The 17,077-nt window shown below is 53.2% G+C and carries 13 protein-coding genes; 4 read left to right on the top strand and 9 right to left on the bottom strand.

Annotation, left to right across the window (positions count from 1 at the left end; genetic code table 11):
- Positions 1-59 precede the first annotated feature (59 nt).
- From ABLV75_RS13605 to cadC, 6 genes are all read right to left on the bottom strand, one after another.
- Positions 60-473: a hypothetical protein gene (locus ABLV75_RS13605; RefSeq protein WP_004099850.1), complete on the bottom strand. Its 414-nt coding sequence runs from the start codon at positions 471-473 to the stop codon at positions 60-62.
- A gap of 336 nt (positions 474-809) precedes the next feature.
- Complete coding sequence (gene lysS, locus ABLV75_RS13600) at positions 810-2,327, bottom strand: lysine--tRNA ligase (protein WP_004099849.1); 1,518 nt, start codon at positions 2,325-2,327, stop codon at positions 810-812.
- 374 nt (positions 2,328-2,701) lie between these two features.
- Complete coding sequence (gene dtpD, locus ABLV75_RS13595; RefSeq protein WP_004099848.1) at positions 2,702-4,177, bottom strand: dipeptide permease DtpD; 1,476 nt, start codon at positions 4,175-4,177, stop codon at positions 2,702-2,704.
- A 60-nt stretch (positions 4,178-4,237) separates the two neighbouring features.
- Positions 4,238-6,385, bottom strand: coding sequence for a lysine decarboxylase CadA (gene cadA / locus ABLV75_RS13590; protein ID WP_004099846.1), 2,148 nt, complete (start codon positions 6,383-6,385; stop codon positions 4,238-4,240).
- 81 nt (positions 6,386-6,466) lie between these two features.
- On the bottom strand, positions 6,467-7,804 hold the full coding sequence (cadB, locus tag ABLV75_RS13585; RefSeq protein WP_004099844.1) for a cadaverine/lysine antiporter: 1,338 nt from the start codon (positions 7,802-7,804) through the stop codon (positions 6,467-6,469).
- Between the two features lie 364 nt (positions 7,805-8,168).
- Positions 8,169-9,701, bottom strand: coding sequence for a lysine decarboxylation/transport transcriptional activator CadC (gene cadC / locus ABLV75_RS13580; RefSeq protein ID WP_016808755.1), 1,533 nt, complete (start codon positions 9,699-9,701; stop codon positions 8,169-8,171).
- A 355-nt stretch (positions 9,702-10,056) separates the two neighbouring features.
- Between cadC and ABLV75_RS13575 the strand changes: the two genes are divergently transcribed.
- Positions 10,057-10,923: a GNAT family N-acetyltransferase gene (locus ABLV75_RS13575; protein WP_004099841.1), complete on the top strand. Its 867-nt coding sequence runs from the start codon at positions 10,057-10,059 to the stop codon at positions 10,921-10,923.
- 26 nt (positions 10,924-10,949) lie between these two features.
- Here the strand turns inward: ABLV75_RS13575 and ABLV75_RS13570 are convergent, their stop codons facing one another.
- Positions 10,950-11,825, bottom strand: coding sequence for a LysR substrate-binding domain-containing protein (locus ABLV75_RS13570; protein WP_004099840.1), 876 nt, complete (start codon positions 11,823-11,825; stop codon positions 10,950-10,952).
- 137 nt (positions 11,826-11,962) lie between these two features.
- Between ABLV75_RS13570 and ABLV75_RS13565 the strand changes: the two genes are divergently transcribed.
- The 3 genes from ABLV75_RS13565 to ABLV75_RS13555 all read left to right on the top strand — a co-directional run bounded on the left by ABLV75_RS13565 (position 11,963) and on the right by ABLV75_RS13555 (position 15,504).
- Positions 11,963-12,505 carry a hypothetical protein gene (locus tag ABLV75_RS13565; protein WP_004099838.1) on the top strand — a complete coding sequence of 181 codons (543 nt, stop codon included), beginning with the start codon at positions 11,963-11,965 and terminating at the stop codon, positions 12,503-12,505.
- Positions 12,506-12,514: 9 nt separating this feature from the next.
- A complete protein-coding gene (locus ABLV75_RS13560) occupies positions 12,515-13,342 on the top strand; it encodes an MBL fold metallo-hydrolase (protein WP_004099837.1) in 828 nt (275 codons plus the stop codon).
- Between the two features lie 185 nt (positions 13,343-13,527).
- Complete coding sequence (locus ABLV75_RS13555; RefSeq protein ID WP_004099836.1) at positions 13,528-15,504, top strand: glycoside hydrolase family 28 protein; 1,977 nt, start codon at positions 13,528-13,530, stop codon at positions 15,502-15,504.
- 66 nt (positions 15,505-15,570) lie between these two features.
- On the opposite strand, the gene ABLV75_RS13550 is transcribed toward ABLV75_RS13555, so the two are convergent.
- Together ABLV75_RS13550 and ABLV75_RS13545 are read right to left on the bottom strand one after the other, a co-directional pair.
- The gene (locus ABLV75_RS13550; RefSeq protein ID WP_004099834.1) at positions 15,571-16,062 is read right to left on the bottom strand and encodes a hypothetical protein; all 492 of its coding nucleotides are present in this window, start codon (positions 16,060-16,062) and stop codon (positions 15,571-15,573) included.
- Positions 16,055-16,828, bottom strand: coding sequence for a helix-turn-helix domain-containing protein (locus ABLV75_RS13545; RefSeq protein ID WP_004099833.1), 774 nt, complete (start codon positions 16,826-16,828; stop codon positions 16,055-16,057). Before ABLV75_RS13545 ends, ABLV75_RS13550 begins: the two co-directional genes overlap by 8 nt.
- Positions 16,829-17,077: the final 249 nt, after the last annotated feature.

Here is a 17,077-nt window from a genome sequence, read left to right as displayed (position 1 = left end):
GGGGGGCCGCCCCCCCCCCCCCCCCCCCCGGGACAGCCTGAACAGACAGCCGCCAAATATTAGTCGGTGATTTTAAACGTCAGCGCATAACCGCTGGTTTTACCTTCATCACGCGCGCCGCCCATCTGATAGACCCGCACCGTATATTGACCGCTGACGGCCAGACGCTGCTCAAAGGTATCTCCGCTCATTGAACCGTTATAAATGGCATTATTATCAGGCGCGATAACATTAAAATAAGGATGCGGCCACTGGCTCGTCATGCTGATATGCATCATCTGGCCCGCTTTCGCCACCAGCGTAAAATCATTGACATCGTTCCCGGTCACAGTACTTTTTATTATCGTACCGCTGCTGCCTTTATCAAAATGGACGGCATTACTGTTTATTTTATCACTTGCCATTGATAACACTGACGCTAATAAATAACTTGCACAGATCACGCTGCCAACAATTAGCTTTATTTTTTTCATTTAATTAACACCTTATGTTTTTTATGCGCGCTGTTATAGCATATAAGATGCATGGAGTAAGCTACTTCTAAATAGAGTCCCGTATTTAAGGTTTAAAATCCGGAGCGGTATTTTAAAAAATCGCTATGCCTGTTCATCAGAAAAGGGGGGGGAATTTCGTACGTAATACAGCCTCGGAGATCGCTGCGATAGTTTTCCTAATCGGAGTTCTGCTCCCTTATAACCTGCTGTAAAGCAGCGGGTTAACTCTTGATGAAATGCGAGTGCAGGATGAAAGTCGCTTTGCAAGTGCTAAAAAACCCCGGCAGGCCGGGGTTTTGCTTTCACGCAACGCAATCACTTCTGCGGGCGCATTGCCGGGAACAGGATCACGTCGCGGATGGTATGGCTGTTGGTAAACAGCATTACCATGCGGTCGATACCAATGCCCAGGCCAGCGGTCGGCGGCAGGCCATATTCCAGCGCGGTGACGTAGTCTTCGTCATAGAACATCGCTTCGTCATCCCCCGCCGCTTTGGCGTTGACCTGATCCTGGAAACGCTGCGCCTGATCTTCCGCATCGTTAAGCTCGCTAAAGCCGTTGCCGATTTCACGCCCACCGATAAAGAACTCGAAGCGGTCGGTGATTTCCGGGTTCACGTCGTTACGGCGCGCCAGCGGCGAAACCTCCGCCGGATACTCGGTGATAAAGGTCGGCTGGATCAGATGCGCTTCCGCGACTTCATCGAAAATTTCGGTGACGATACGCCCCAGTCCCCAGCTCTTCTCAACGTGAATACCGATGGATTCCGCCAGCGCTTTTGCCGCATCGAAGTTATCCAGATCCGCCATCTCGGTTTCCGGACGGTATTTCTTGATCGCTTCGCGCATGGTCAGTTTTTCAAACGGCTTGCCGAAGTCGAACACCTGGTCGCCGTACGGCACTTCGGTTTTACCCAGCACGGTCTGCGCCAGCGTGCGGAACAGAGACTCGGTCAGTTCGATCAGATCTTTATAATCCGCATACGCCATATAGAGTTCCATCATGGTGAACTCTGGGTTATGACGTACGGAAATACCTTCGTTACGGAAGTTACGGTTGATCTCGAATACCCGTTCAAAGCCGCCGACCACCAGCCGTTTCAGATACAGCTCCGGCGCGATGCGCAGATACATATCCAGATCGAGCGCATTATGATGGGTGATGAACGGACGCGCGGAAGCGCCGCCGGGGATCACCTGCATCATCGGGGTTTCCACTTCCATAAAGCCGCGCGCGACCATGAACTGACGCATGGTGGCGAGGATCTGCGAACGCACTTTGAAGGTGTGGCGCGACTCTTCGTTGGAAATCAGATCCAGATAGCGCTGACGATAGCGCGCTTCCTGATCCTGCAGGCCGTGAAACTTGTCCGGCAGCGGGCGTAATGCCTTGGTCAGCAGGCGCAGCTCGGTACAGTGAATGGAGAGTTCGCCGGTCTGGGTTTTAAACAGCTTACCGCGGGCGGCGATGATGTCGCCGAGATCCCATTTCTTAAACTGTTCGTTGTAGACGCCTTCCGCCAGATCGTCGCGCGCGACGTACAGCTGAATGCGGCCGCCGACGTCCTGTAAAGTAACGAAAGAGGCTTTACCCATAATGCGGCGAGTCATCATGCGGCCAGCCACGGAGACCTCGACATTCAGAGAGGTGAGCTCGTCGTTTTCCTTACCATCGAACTCCGCATGAAGCTGGTCAGAAGTGTGGTCACGGCGAAAATCGTTCGGGAACGCCACGCCCTGCTCGCGCAGCGCGGCCAGTTTTTCACGACGGGTTTTCAGTTCATTATTAAGGTCAATTGCCTCATCGGCACCTTGTGCTTGTTGTTCAGACATGTTGGTTCCTCATAACCCTGCTTGCAAACTTGCTTCGATAATTGAACCAGGTGCTATCCAGCGCGGCCTGTCCCGGTGACGACACCAAAGAATAATCTTCAGGAGCCTGGCTTCAATTCCGGCTGATTTCACTCAGCCATCGCTTCAGTAACACTTTTTTATCTTCGGCTTCCGCGCTCGCCAGAATATCCTCCTCCTGTTCAGTAAAGGGTGCAAGGAGCGGCTTGTCGCTCCGCTGTTGAGGTTGCCGATCCCCGGCTCGCGGCGTAAACGCCTTAGCCGGGCTACCAGGCAGCACAATTTTGTCGCCCCGGTAAGCGCAGCGCGACCGGGGGGAGATTTCCCGCAAAGCCGCATCTGTCGCCAGCCGAAGGCTAGGCGCCGCCTCCGGGAAGCTCACCGGCGGCCGCGCGGCGTTTGCCAACGCTGAACGCGGCGGCGAAGGCGACGACGACAATGATCGCCACGCAGCCCAGCGTCCATTCGCCCATCTGCGCAAAGAAGTGCTGATACGCGGCAATTGCCGTATCGCTGATTTGCGACTCGGTGGTCTGCTGGGCGACGACGCCCGCCAGCCAGTTAGCGACCGCGCCGGTCGCCAGCATATAAATGCCGGTCAGCATGCCGGTAACGCCGGGCATATTGAGGCGGGTGATCTGCGCCATCGCCACCGGGTCAATAAACAGTTCGGCAAAGCCCATCAGCGCCAGTCCGGCCACCATCATGCCCATCGATGCCTGCCCTTGCGCCGCGCCGTGGCGTGCGTTAAGCGCCAGCAGCATAAAGCCGCAGCCCATCAGCACCAGGCCAAAGGCGAACTTCAGCCATACGCGCAGCGCCGAGCGCACGGAACCTTCCGGACGCATCAACCACGCCAGTACGACGCCCGCCGCCATCACCGCCACGGCGTTAACCGACTGGAAGAGCGCGGTCGGCACTTCAATATTCAGCAAGCGGCGGTTCACAAAGTGGTCGATGAACAGGCTAATCGAGCTCCCGCCCTGCTGCGCCAGAACCCAGAACAGGGTACCGGCCAGCATCAGCAGAACGATCTGCCACAGCGCGCGGCGATGTTCCGGGGATTTGACCATAATGCGGGCTACCATCTGGGCGGCGAACACGCAAACTATCGCCAGCAGGTAGCCGGACCAGTTATTTTCCAGCAGCAGCGTAAAGAACACCGGCGCAACGCAGAGCATCACCACCAGCCAGCCCCAGGTCGGCAGCACAAACTTCACCGTCCGCAGCGCCTGTTTATCGACGCCGCGGGTATCACGGAAGTAGCGGCTACCGCTGAGGAAGATCATCAGGCCGACAAACATGCCGATCCCCGCCAGCGCAAAGCCGATATGCCAACCGTACCACTGCGCCGCCAGCCCGCAGGCGATGGGCGCGGCGATGGAGCCGACGTTACCGGCGGCGTACAGCAGCGAGAAACCGCCATCGCGGCGCCGATCGTCAACGGCATAGAGTTCGCCCAGCAGGCAGCTGATGTTGGATTTGAACAAGCCGTAGCCGCAGATAATGATCGCCAGCGCGAGATACAGGCTCCAGGTGGAAGTGGATTCGACGCCCAGCACCACGTGGCCAAGCGTCATTAACAGCGCGCCGGCAATCACCGCCGTGCGGTTGCCGAGCAGGCGGTCGGCAAGCCAGCCGCCGAGAATAGGAGTGACGTACACCAGAGAGGCGTAAGCGCTGAACAGGCTGATGGCATGGCTGTCATCAAAGCCGAGCTGATGGGTGAGATAGAGGATAAGCAAGGCACGCATGCCGTAAAAGCTGAAATATTCCCAGATTTGGATCGCAACGATGTAATAAATCGCGCGCGGCTGTGAGGGTGTTTTCATATGTTCTCCTTGCAGCGTGAAAAAAGGGAAGTGGCAAGCCACTTCCCTGTTGTGCATCGATTATTTGTTGTTTTCTTCTTTCAGCACTTTAACGGTGTAACGACCATCCGCCTGACGATAGGCGCCGTGGATATCGGTTTCAAAGCCCGGGTAGTGGGCGCCGATTTCGCACAGCATCTGCAGGAACTCCAGCACCGGACGGCTCTCTTCGGTGATCATTTCACCCGGCATGACCAGCGGCACTCCCGGAGGATACGGCAGGATCATGTTGGCGTTAACGCGACCCACCATCTCTTCGAGATACACCTCTTCGGTCTGACCGTGCAGCTCTTTCTGGAACGCGGCGTACGGCGTGATCACCATGGTCGGCAGCACTTCGAACGCGCGGAACATCAGGTCCGGCAGGTTGTGATGCTCAATCAATTTGTGAATGTTCTGCGCCAGTTCCTGAACGCGCATGTTTTCGTAGAATTCAGGATCTTCACGATACAGCGACGGCAGCATGTTTTTCACCCGCAGGTTCAGGTCGAACGCGCGTTTGAAATCGGTCAGCGCGCGCAGCAGGCTCAGCGCTTTGGTTTTATCGATACCGATACTGAACAGGAACAGCAGGTTGTACGGGCCGGTTTTTTCGACCACGATACCGTGCTCGTCGAGATACTTCGCCACGATGCTGGCCGGAATACCGAACTCATCCATGGTGCCGTCTTTCTTCATCCCCGGGGTCAGCAAGGTGACTTTAATCGGGTCGAGATACATGTGCTCGTTGTCGATGTTTTTGAAACCGTGCCATGCGCTGTCGGAACGCAGCGGCCAGCATTCAGGACCATCGATATGTTCCGGCTGCCAGACGTCGAAGAACCAGCCGTCGGACTCGCCTTTCAGACGTTTGATCTCTTTACGGAACTTGATAGAACGTTCGATAGAGCCGTCGATCAGGCGCTTACCGGCGTTGCCTTTCATCATCGCCGCCGCGGTTTCCGTAGAAGCCACCACGCCGTAGTGCGGAGACGTTGTGGTGTGCATCATGTAGGCTTCGTTAAAGGTTTCTTCGTTAACGTCGCCTTTGACGTGGATCATCGAAGCCTGAGAGAACGCCGCCAGCAATTTGTGCGTGGACTGGGTTTCATAAATCACTTTGCCTTCAACGCGGCCGCCGCTCATCCCGCATTTGCCTTCATAAATCGGCGAGAAGTTGGTGTAAGGCACCCACGCGGAGTCAAAGTGGATGGATTTCACATCCAGGGTTTTCTTGATGTAGTCCGTGTTGTACAGCAGACCATCATAGGTGGAGTTGGTGATCACCGCGTGCACCGGCCAGGTCGCGTTCGGGGTTTCTTTTACGCGCTTCGCGATGGTCGCATGCTGGAATTCGCTCTGCGGAATACCGCCGAGGATACCGTAGGCGTTACGCGTCGGGCGGAAGTAGATTGGCGTAATGTCGCTCATCATCATCAGATGGGTCAGCGATTTATGGCAGTTACGGTCAATCAGTACGGTGCTACCTGCTGGCGCAGAGTACATCCCGACGATTTTGTTAGCGGTAGAGGTCCCGTTCGTCACCATGTAGCTGCGTTCCGCGTTGAAGACGCGAGCGATGTACTCTTCCGCTTCTTTGTGCGGGCCGCTGTGGTCCAACAGAGAACCAAGTTCAGATACCGAAATGGAGATATCGGATTTCATGGTATTGGAACCAAAGAAATCGTAGAAGATGCTGCCGACCGGGCTTTTCTGGAACGCGGTACCGCCCATATGGCCTGGCGTACAGAAGGTATATTTGCCTTCACGTACGTATTTAAACAGCGCTTTGGTCAGCGGCGGCAGAATGGTGTCGATATACTCGTCAGTATTCTGTTTGATTTTGTTCGCAATATCTTCCGCTGCGCCCAGCGCATATTCGAAGAAGCGAACCTGCATCCGCAGATCGTTGAGACTGACGTCCAGCGTTGAGTAAGTATTTGCAAAGGCATACAGCGGCATATATTCGTTCATTTTGCTGATGTCTTCGCACAGTTCGAGATTGTATTTATCCCAGTCGAAGATAACGCCGCACAGACGCGCATTGTTTTCGATAAGTTTTAATAAGTCTTCACGGTCGTTCGGGTAGACAATACGGAAGTCCAGGCGTTCGAGGGCGCGATGCAGTTCACGGATGGGTTCTTCTTTGAAGTAGACACCCATGTGATTCATGATTGCGATAACGTTCATAGTCAAATCTCCAGATAAAGAAAGCCCCTCCCGCCACGTCGTGACAGGTGATGGAAGGAGCCTCAGGAATAGGGTTGCTGATTAATGCGCGCTGGCGGTGTTGCTATCTGCTGAGTTGTCGTTGTTCTGGCGCTGGTGCATTTTGCGACCGTAGAACATCAGGATAATCAGGCTGACGATAAAGGTACCGGCCAGTTCGAAGGAGCTTGCCCCCATCAGGGCGATGAAGCAGAACGCGCAGCCGAGTACGGAGCAAATCAGGCTGACGAAGTTGCGTACATTGATGCCTTCGAAGCGAATCAGGTCAACGCAGGAGTAGAAGTAAGGCAGCATAGTCAGCAGTACCGCGATACCGGTCAACTCGCCGAACAGGTCAGAAGCTTTGCCGCCGGTAGAGTTCATCAGGGTAATCAGTACCATCAGCGCGGTCATTTTCACCGCGGCCAGCAGCAGGCCTTTTTTCGGGATCCCGTTGCTGTCGACTTCGCCATACACTTTCGGGAAGTTACCGTCATTGGCGGCACGTACGCCGGCCTGACCCACCAGCATCATCCACGAACCGAGCGAAGTCAGGCACGCAAAGGCGGTGAAGGCGGAAACCATCGGCGCAGCCCAGCCGCCGAGAATAGTGGAGGCGCTCACTGCAAACGGCGCACCGGATGCGGCCATCTGAGAAGCAGGATACATACCCGCAATAACCTGAGTCGCTGCGATGTAGACGATACCGGCCATCGCAGTGCCCAGCATGGTAGCCAGCGGCACGGTGCGTTTCGGGTTTTTCACCATTCCGGTACTGACGGCGGCGGATTCCACCCCGACAAAGGCCCACAGGCAGAGCAGAATACTTTTGATTACCGCATGACTGTCAGTAGTGCTGGAGGTGTTCCAGTTTGCCTGATAGGTTGCGGCATCAAACCAGTGCCAGCCGACCACGGCGGTCATAACTACCGGAATAAGTACCAGCACCAGGCCAATGGTTGTCAAGCGGCTAACCCAGGTCCCGCCGAGCATATTCACGAAGGTGAATATCCATACGATGGCAATACAGGCAATACCTGCCGGCACCGGGTTATTTAAAATTGGGAAGAACGTTGATAAATAAGAGACGGCGGTAATGCCGATTGCCAGATTACCGATCCAGTTGGCGTGATAATAAAGCACACCGGTCTGGAAACCGAACGCCGGAGATATTTCACCGGCGTAGGCAATAGGGCCGCCCTGCTGCGGGTTCTTGGTCGCCAGTCGGGCATAAACATAAGCCAGAGACATCGCGCCAATAATAGAAATCACCCAACCCCAGATGGCAATACCACCGATGCTAGCGAGGTTTGCAGGTAATAATGCGATACCGCTCCCCATCATATTACCGGCGACGACACCGGTACAGGCAAATAGCCCGATCTTCTTGGCAGAACTCATGTTTGCTTTTCTCCTAAGTTTATTTGGGAGGTACAGATCATGATGATGAACCTTTTATTGACCCGACCAACTGCCAACAAGATTACGGATTAGTACGAGATAAGTCCTAAAGATAAAGTGAAATAACTGCAAACATCAGACAAATGATATTTTGACCTTTTTCGCGCAACATATCAGGATGACATGTTGATATCAGGAAAAGATAAATGAAGTTATTTTTCAATAAGTTGCGAACTCTAAATTGTGTTGAAAAGGTGTTACATGCGGGACCGAACTGGTTATAAGATATAACAATCTGGCGGCTCATGAGAAACATAATTTTAACCTCATCACGGCCAAAACCATGGCCGTGATGAGGGTTTACTTATTCTGAAGCGAGGAAATTATCGAGATACGGTACCACTCGGGTTACGGAGGTCTGGAATACCGCGTTTTCAATCCAGTAAAACGTATTTTCTCCCGGCCGTAAATTAAACGCCGTCAGATAGGCATCGGCAGCTTCCCGGTTCTGTCCTTTCATTTCGTACACTTTGCCCAGCAGCACATAGTTCATCCACGACATTTCCAGATCAATCCCGGAATTAATCGCGCTGTAGGCTTCATCGACTTTGCCTTTACCCAGCATGTCTACCGTTTTAATTTGATAAAATATTGCCATATCTTTAATCCCCGGCATATTACCCACCCGGGTTATTTCGCTGTAAAGATCGGCCAGTTGTTTATCATCTAACGGCTGTTGGGAATGGCGTAATACGTCCACCAGCGCCTTTTCCGCCCAGGCGTAGGTAAAGTCCGGCGACTGCTTATTCACATCGGCAAGCAGGCTACTGGCTTTGCCCAGCGAATCGACGTCTCCGTTCATTAATAACTGATGTGCCTGATAGAAATGCGTGAGCGCGATACTTTGCGACGGCTGATACTGCTTAAGCATCTCCTGCATTCGCGCCGGCCATGGCTGCTTAAGCGCGTCCGACAGGCTACTCAGCAGGTCGTTTTGAATCGACAGCTGGTTGTCGCTGGTCACGAAGTAACGCTTGTCCATCATCGTCGATCCGTCGGCATTATCCACCACTTTGACCGACATAAAGCACTGCTGCGCGCGATAGTGCCGCTGGTTGACGAACTCAATGGTCAGGGTTTTTCCGGAACTGCTCGGCTCATTGATGTTGTAGTTGGTTTTATCATGCACCATAAAGGTGGAGAACGTGTTCAGCGAGGTGGTAATCAGGCTCCCCAGGCCGATGGCATAGGAGTGCTGCGATGACCAGTTGTTACAGGTATTGCCGCTGAGCAGGTGGATATCAACATCCCGCGGGTTGAGCAGTATGCGGGTTTTTGTGACCGGCGGGCGCGACTCCAGGGTGGATAATGCCACCAGCGCCACGCAGCTTGCCAGCGCCAGCAAAAACAGGCCCCAGACGATAAAGGTACTCAGCCGCTTACGTTTTTCCGGCTTCGCCACCGGCGCCATCTCTGGCGCAGCCGCCTCAGGCTGCGGGGAAACCGATGGCGCGTCCACGGCGACCGTCGGCGTTTCTGCAGGAATAACCGGCGTCAGTTCCTCCCCCTCTTCCGTACACCAAATCACCGGCACCGTTAGCTTATAGCCGCGTTTAGGAACGGTAGCGATATATTCCATGCTGCTATCGTCGCCATCTTTCAGCGACTTACGTAGCTCAGAAACGCTTTGCGTGACGACGTGACTGGTCACAACGTTGCGGGTCCAGACGTTGTCGATAAGCTCATCCCGACTCAGTACTTCATCAGGATGGCGGGCAAAGAAAACCAGAAGATCGATTAAGCGCGGTTCGAGAGTTAGCTGACGCCCCTTGCGGCTAATTTGGTTAACAGAGGGAGTAACCAGCCATTCTCCAACGCGAACAACAGGTTGTTGCATAAAAAAGAGCCCCAGGACGAAAAGGGAAAGGCGGGATGATAACACATTTCCCCTACCTATTAATGATAGGGGTCATGACCATGAACGCAATATATTCTTCTCCGTTTTCGAAGCGTGACAAACTTTCATTTGCTAAAGACTTTCCTTTGATTCACCGCGATGTTCCCTGGGGATACGAAAGTCTGCCCTTTTTGACCTTATTTTCGCCGAATGTGTGACCTGAGCAAAGCTTAGGCACGACAATCGTCGCCCAACCGTGGGGATATGCTATTTTTAGGTCGCCCGGCACAGATCGGACCGCCGAACAGATGGCCGAAAAACAGCGCCTCACCCGCAGCGTAAAGGAATGTCGACGATGAACTACAAATTAGATAAGCAAATTGTGCACAATGACGTTTTAAGAAATAGCTTCATTGATCTTGCGATTAAAACCTTCGATCTCTCCTTTAAAGAGTGGTACCGCAAAGGATACTGGACCGACGCCTATATTCCCTACGCCCTCGTCAGCAACAATAAAGTGATTGCTAACGCCTCCGCCAATATTATCGATCTGGTCTGGCAGGATGAACCCCGCCGCTATATTCAAATCGGTACCGTGATGACCGATGTCGATCATCGTAATAAGGGCCTCGCCGGTCAGCTCGTGAATGCCATTCTGGCGGACTGGCAGGATAAAGCCGATGCTTTCTTTCTGTTCGCTAACCCAAACACCGTTGATTTTTATCCAAAATTCGGCTTCGAGCGCACCGAGGAGCATCAGGCTATCCTGCCGGTAATGCCGGCGGCGGGCGACTTCCGCAAGCTCGATATGGATCGGCCGGAGGATGTCGCGCTATTACAGCGGTATTATGAAAAATCGAATCCCTTTTCGCAGCTGCGCGTACAGAATAACTTCGGTTTATTGATGTTTTACTGTTCCGCGTTTATGAAGCACTTCGTCTTTTATTCCGAGAAAAATCAGGCTATCGCCATCGCGATGCAAAACGGACCGGCGCTGATCTGTTTTGATATTTTTTGCGACAGCGGCCGTTCTTTGTCGGCCATTATTAATGAGCTCGCCGATGAAAATACCTATCAGGCCGTGCTGGGCTTTACTCCCAAAGAGAACCGGGTTGGTGAGTATGAAAAAATTGAAGGCGAAGATCTTCTGTTTATCTACGGACAAAAAGAAAATATCTTCAAAGCGCATAAGCTGATGTTCCCGCTTTTATCCCACGCCTGACCGAGACCAGGGCCCGCGTTCGGGCCTTATTGCGCCAGTAGCCACTGTTCAAACGCCTGTAGCGCCGATTCATTGATCCCGGGCTCCAGCGGTTTAACCAGACAAAAGCGCTTGCTCAGGCTGCGAGCCAAAGGCCAGGGCGCAACCAGCGTCCCGTTTTCAAGCTCTTTTTCAACGTACACGTGCGGTACCAGCGCAACGCCCTGCCCGGCCAGCGCGGCGGCTATCGCCATCTCATGCAGATCGTAGCGCACGCCCCGCGCCGGATGATCCAGCGCGATCCCACACTCTTCAGCATAGCGCGGCCAGGCGTCGGGGTTTTGCCGTCGGTGAATGCGCGGTAACAGGTTCAACTGGCTCAAGGCTTCGCCTCCCGTGAACAACGCAGAATGGCATACCGGCACTAGCCGCTCCTCAAACAAAAATTGCCGGCGCATTCCGGCCCATGCGGGATGCTCAAAGTGCACCGCCGCATCAAAACCACTGCCGGTAAGAATAAACGGCTCGGTTCTGACCGCGATGTTCAGCATGATGTCCGGGTAGCGGCGATGAAAATCCCCCAGACGGGGAATCAACCAACGGCTGGCAAAGGTCGGGGGGGAGGCGATTTCCAGGCTTCGGCTGCCGTCCGCGACGCCCATCAGATACTGAGCGTCGCGTTCCAGCCGCTCCAGCGTCTCGCGCACATGGTGCGCATAGCGCGCGCCGTTAGGATTCAGCCGCACCCGGCTTCCCGTCCGTTCAAACAGTTTGCAGTTCAGCAGCGATTCCAGGCGGGCGATTTGCCGACTTATCGCCCCTTCGGTAAGCGACAGCTCTTCCGCCGCGCGGGCAAAATTACCGTGCCTGGCGGCGGCCTCAAAGGCCTGCAGAGAGGCGCTGCTGGGGAGTTTTTTTCGCATACGGGTATCCGGTTTACGTGGTGCATTGATGACAAAAGATCATTGAAGGATGAAATAATATCGTTTCAGGCGGCTCAGTGCAGCACGTAGGATGATTAAACGTCAATATCACCCTTCAATCATGCAGAGGCTTGCCCATGCTATATATCGTTGAGTGCAGTTACGCCGATCCGGAAAGCGAAGCCAGCTGGAATACGTTTTACAGCCAGCACAAGCTGCCGGCGCTGGTTTCCGTCGGCGGTTTCCGCGCCTCGCAGCGCTTTCGCGCCCTTTCCTCCCGCAGCCCGCTGTATCTGGCGATTCATACCATTACCGATGCAGCCGTTATCGCCAGCGAAGAGTATCGGCTTAAAGGCGGCGGCAACTTTTCGCGTTGGCAGGCGCATATTTGCGACTGGCGCCGCAACCTGTATCGGTACGACGATGTATTTCCGCAGGTCTCACAGGATGAGGTTCTGTTACTCAGCCCGGCGCCGCTGGACTTCATTGACGCAGAACTGGGGTATCCGCCGACCATACTGCACGCTGCCGGGCTGGATAACAATCCGCCGCAGCGCGTGGCCTACATTCTGCCGCGCCGGGAGGCCAGGCTGCTTGCGGGACAGGAAAAATACCGCATCTACGAGACCATGGGCGCTCAGCTGCTCAGCTCTCTTGATATTCAACCTGATGCACGCTAAGAGGCCATAATGCGCAATCCCGCTTTTATCTCCCGCCAGATTGGCGACTTTCAGGTGATGGCCCTTAGCGACGGCAGTATGGCCGCCAGCCTGACGCTGCTGTCCGGTATCAATAGCGATGATGCTCTGGAAATCCAGCGCCATGCCGGCATCATTGCGCCGGATGATATCGACATTAATGCCTATCTTATTCGCGGCCAGGGAAGGACGATTCTGGTCGATGCAGGTACAGGAGGCGGCACGCTTGCCGCGAGTTTGCAAGCGGCGGGGGTTGGAGCAGAAGAGATCGATACCGTACTACTGACCCACGGCCACCCGGATCACATTGGCGGCCTGTTGGATGCTCACGGCGCGCCATGCTTTCCCAACGCCCGTCTTCATCTGCATCCTCTGGAAGCGGAGTACTGGCAGGATGACGGTATGTTGAATCGGGCAAATGAGCGGGGACAGCGCAACTTCGCCCTCGCCCGCCGAACCCTGGGCGCGTGGGCCCGCCGCCTCAGCTTTCTCGATGAGAGAGAGGTCGTCCCGGGTATCCGCCCGCTTTGGCTACCCGGACACACGCCGGGCCATTGCGGGTTTCGCATCGACTCCGCTCCGCAAAGCCTGCTGATTTGGGGGGATATTGTCCATTTTCCGCATGTTCAGACCGCCCGGCCCGCCGCTGCCATCGCTTTTGATAGCGACCCCGCGCAGGCCAGAGCGACGCGGGAATCGCTCCTCGCCCGGGCCGCAAGCGAAAACCTGCTCGTCGCCGGTATGCATCTTGGCGGCTCGGGATTTGCACATGTGCTACCGACCTCCTGCGGCTATCGTCTCGATTATGCCGCGCAGTAACAGGAAATCTGGCCAGCGAGGTTTACTTCTGGCCGCGTTTCTCTTATCCAACCCACATTTATTTAGCATCTGCTGAAAGATTGAGCTGACTCGCGTTTATTTTCCAAAGCAAATATAAAATAGAATTTCACTATAAATGAATTATTGTTTTGTTTTCCCATGAGATATGACATTAAGGAAAATATATGCGCAATACCTTCCGACCTTCACGCCCTATGCTGGCGCTGACTATCGCCCTGGCCGGACTCGCAGGCGGCTGTAATGACAGCGGCGTAAACCGCGATAACCCGGCGGAAGCGCCCGCCTCCGCGCCGCAGAACGTCATGGTTCCCGTCCTGTCTGCTGATGAAAATAGCCTGGTGCTGGTTTGGGAAAAGCCGGAATCAGAGACGCAGCAGGTGGTGGACTACGCGATTTACCGCCAGGGCGAGCGGCTGGGTCTGGCGCGCGAAAATCAAAACCATTTTTCACCGGCCAAACCCTATATTGATAACTTCTATCAGCGGATTGCCAGCGACGGCTGGCAGCAGCCAATCGATTTGCGTACCTTTACGGTCACTCACCTGCAGCCGGATACGGAATATGCCTTTACGGTGCGCGCGGTCTACGCCGATGGCCAGGAATCTCCGGACAGCGCGGTGGTTAAAGCGCAAACCCGCAAAACGCCGCACGTCATCGAAGCCAGAACCTTTGGTGCAAAGGGTGATGGCACTACGCTGAATACCCAGGCGCTGCAGCAGGCGATCGATAACTGTACGGTCTCGCACTATCCTCAGGGCTGCAAGGTGCTGATTTCCGGCGGCATATTCAAGAGCGGCGCGCTGTTCCTGCACAGCGATATGACCCTGGAGATTGCGGCTGACGCCACCCTGCTGGGTTCAGACGATCCGGCCCAGTATCCGCTGGAAAAAGGCTATTACCTCTATCCCTACAGCGATCATCCGCAGCCCCGTCGCCCGCCATCATTAATTAACGTGCTGGAAGCGGACGATAAGGGCGAGTCTCCGGCCGGGACGTTTCGCAATATTCGCCTCGTCGGTCAAGGTACGATTGACGGCAACGGCTGGACCCGGGGCGTCAAAAGCGGCGGCGAGGCCACAATTATCGATGAAATGGGCAATGAACTGCCGCAGTACCGGGCCAGTAATGCCAATAAAGTTGGCGCAGACGGTATTCTGGCAAAGCATCAGACCGAAGCGGCTATTGCGGAAGGCATCGAAAGCAATAGCGCCTATAAAAATCGCCGCTCCAGCCTGATGACTCTGCGCGGCGTGCACAACCTCTATCTTGCCGGGCTGACAATCCGCAACCCCGCGTTCCACGGGGTAATGGCGCTGGAGTCAAAAAATATCACGCTCAATGGCCTGGTTCACCAGACCTTTGACGGCAATAACGCCGACGGCGTGGAGTTCGGCAATAGCCAGAATGCGCTGGTTTTCAACAACTTCTTTGATACCGGGGATGATTGCGTCAATTTCGCCGCCGGGTTTGGTAAAGGCGCGGAAACTTTTCATCAACAGCCGCAAAGCGGGGCGTGGATCTTTAATAACTATTTCCGTAAAGGCCACGGCGCCGTGGTGACCGGTAGCCATACCGGAGCATGGATCGAAAAAGTTCGCGCCGAGGATAACGTCATGTATATGACCGATGTCGGCCTGCGCATGAAAAGCCGCCCTTACTACGGCGGTGGCGTAAGGGATGTGCTGTTCCGCCATAATGCGATGAAAGATATCGCCAAAGAGCCGTTCGTTTTTACTATCAAATACAGCGCCGACGTGAATGATACGACCCCTGCCGACGAGCCCGCTCAGTTCCGCGACGTTCAGGTGCAGGACCTCACCGTCGATGGTACTTCGGCTAAGCACAGCATCCTGATTGACGGCATGACGGTAGCCGAAATGGCAGAATCATTTGGACTGACCTATTCTCGCGATGCCTATCACCAGAATCTGCGTTTTTCCAACGTCAGTTTCCGTAACACCAAAGCGACCAGTATCTCCTTCCTGCGCGACAGCCAGTTTGATGAGGTAACGTTCGCTAATACACCGCAGGCCTGGGCGTTTTTCGCCGTCAATGACGTGACGCTCGCTGATAGCCTGCATCAGCAGAGCATCACCCGGGGAGAAAAGGACAAACTTATCCTTGAGGGGGCGATAAAGTAATGGCGTTCCCGGCGGCGTCAGTCGCCGGGTTTTATCAGCGCTTCTGCCTAGACAGAGATCTGTCGCTCAGTGATCCAAAGTAAAGACGCAGGTCATAACCGGCGTATTCAGCGTTCCCCAGACTATATAATCCCGATTTTTAGCAAAGATAAAAATGGGGGATTTCCCGGATAAGCCCATGATATCATAAAGTGGCATTACAAGATCATCAGGAACATCTCCATATTTATTAGTATCTTGTTTACCTGGCAATAATTTATACCGGCCCTCACCCACCGCCATGTAGTCAAAGTTGATGTCCTGTGACAGATAGTAAGTCTCATCGCCATCGACTATTTTTCCGGACAAGGAAACATAACCAGTGTTATTATTCATATCAAATAAAACATGACCATCAAATGTATATGAATCATTTAAGGATGATATATTATAGTATACATTGGCCTCACATGTTTTCATTTTGCTTTTCTTACTGAATAAGCACAACACATAAATAATCAGAACAATGATAGCGCAGCCTAATAAACCGCAGGAACGGTAGAGCACGTTGTTAGTCATGCTGCCTCCATTGACTTACATAAACGTTATTACAATAAATTATTTTCTTATTTACACTATCCATAGGGCAAAAAGATGAAAATATCCCCCCAGACTTACCCTGCAAAACGTTTCTTTGTGCATATATTATCAACCTGGCTGGACTGCTTTGGCAATGTTCAAGTAACCCAGGATGGTGCCTAACCAAAATATTAAGTAATTTTTCCTGCATACTTTCAGGGATCTGAACATAAGATCTTATTTGACACTTACCGATTTCTTCCAGGTTATTTGAACTCTTAGCCAGAATCGATGTTGCGGCCACTTCATACCTGGCAAAAAAAACAATAATCAAACTGGCTATCAAAGCTACCACGCCTCCGTGTTTTAGGTAACGAAATCGTTGCTGACGTAATTTTTCTGAAGGTAGTCCTTCCTGGCTTGCGTCATCATACCGTTTGACCTTGATGTCTTTCGAGAGATAAAAACCAACGCCGGGGCTTGTCAATATAATATTATCTTTTCTTATCAGGAATGATAATTTCTTTCTGAGGATACTAATATATTGGTTTAAAGATGAATTTGATGCCTCGTGTCCACGGGATTCCCAGACTTGCTCTAAGAAACTTTGTCGAGAAACGACCTTCCCATGTGACGCCATCAGTATAGCCAGAATATGGTTAGCCGTTTTGGTTAACTGGTGTTTCTCCGTTACACCGATATCAATATAAATAAGCTCACCAGACTCAGCGTTATAAAACAATTTGCTTTCAATTAAGTACTTCATATGTTATCTGCATCCTGTGAATAGCAGGGTATGCTGATAAAAGGCAAGGAGCTATTGGGCCCTACAGCATCCCGGAGAAAGTGAAGTATTGTCAACACGTTGTGCCAGCTTTTTAGAGGCTTATAGCTCATCAGTGGAGCCCTGATGTTCGCTCTTCGACACCCGCTCATCCCTGCTAACGGCGCATACATCACAAAACTACTCTTTAGCAGTAAACCAATAGTAACAACAAAAACATAATAAATGTTA

Origin of the sequence: Klebsiella sp. CN_Kp066, from assembly GCF_040065135.1 — a bacterium.
Lineage (GTDB): Bacteria > Pseudomonadota > Gammaproteobacteria > Enterobacterales > Enterobacteriaceae > Klebsiella > Klebsiella oxytoca.
This window is presented reverse-complemented; position numbering and strand designations above follow the sequence as displayed.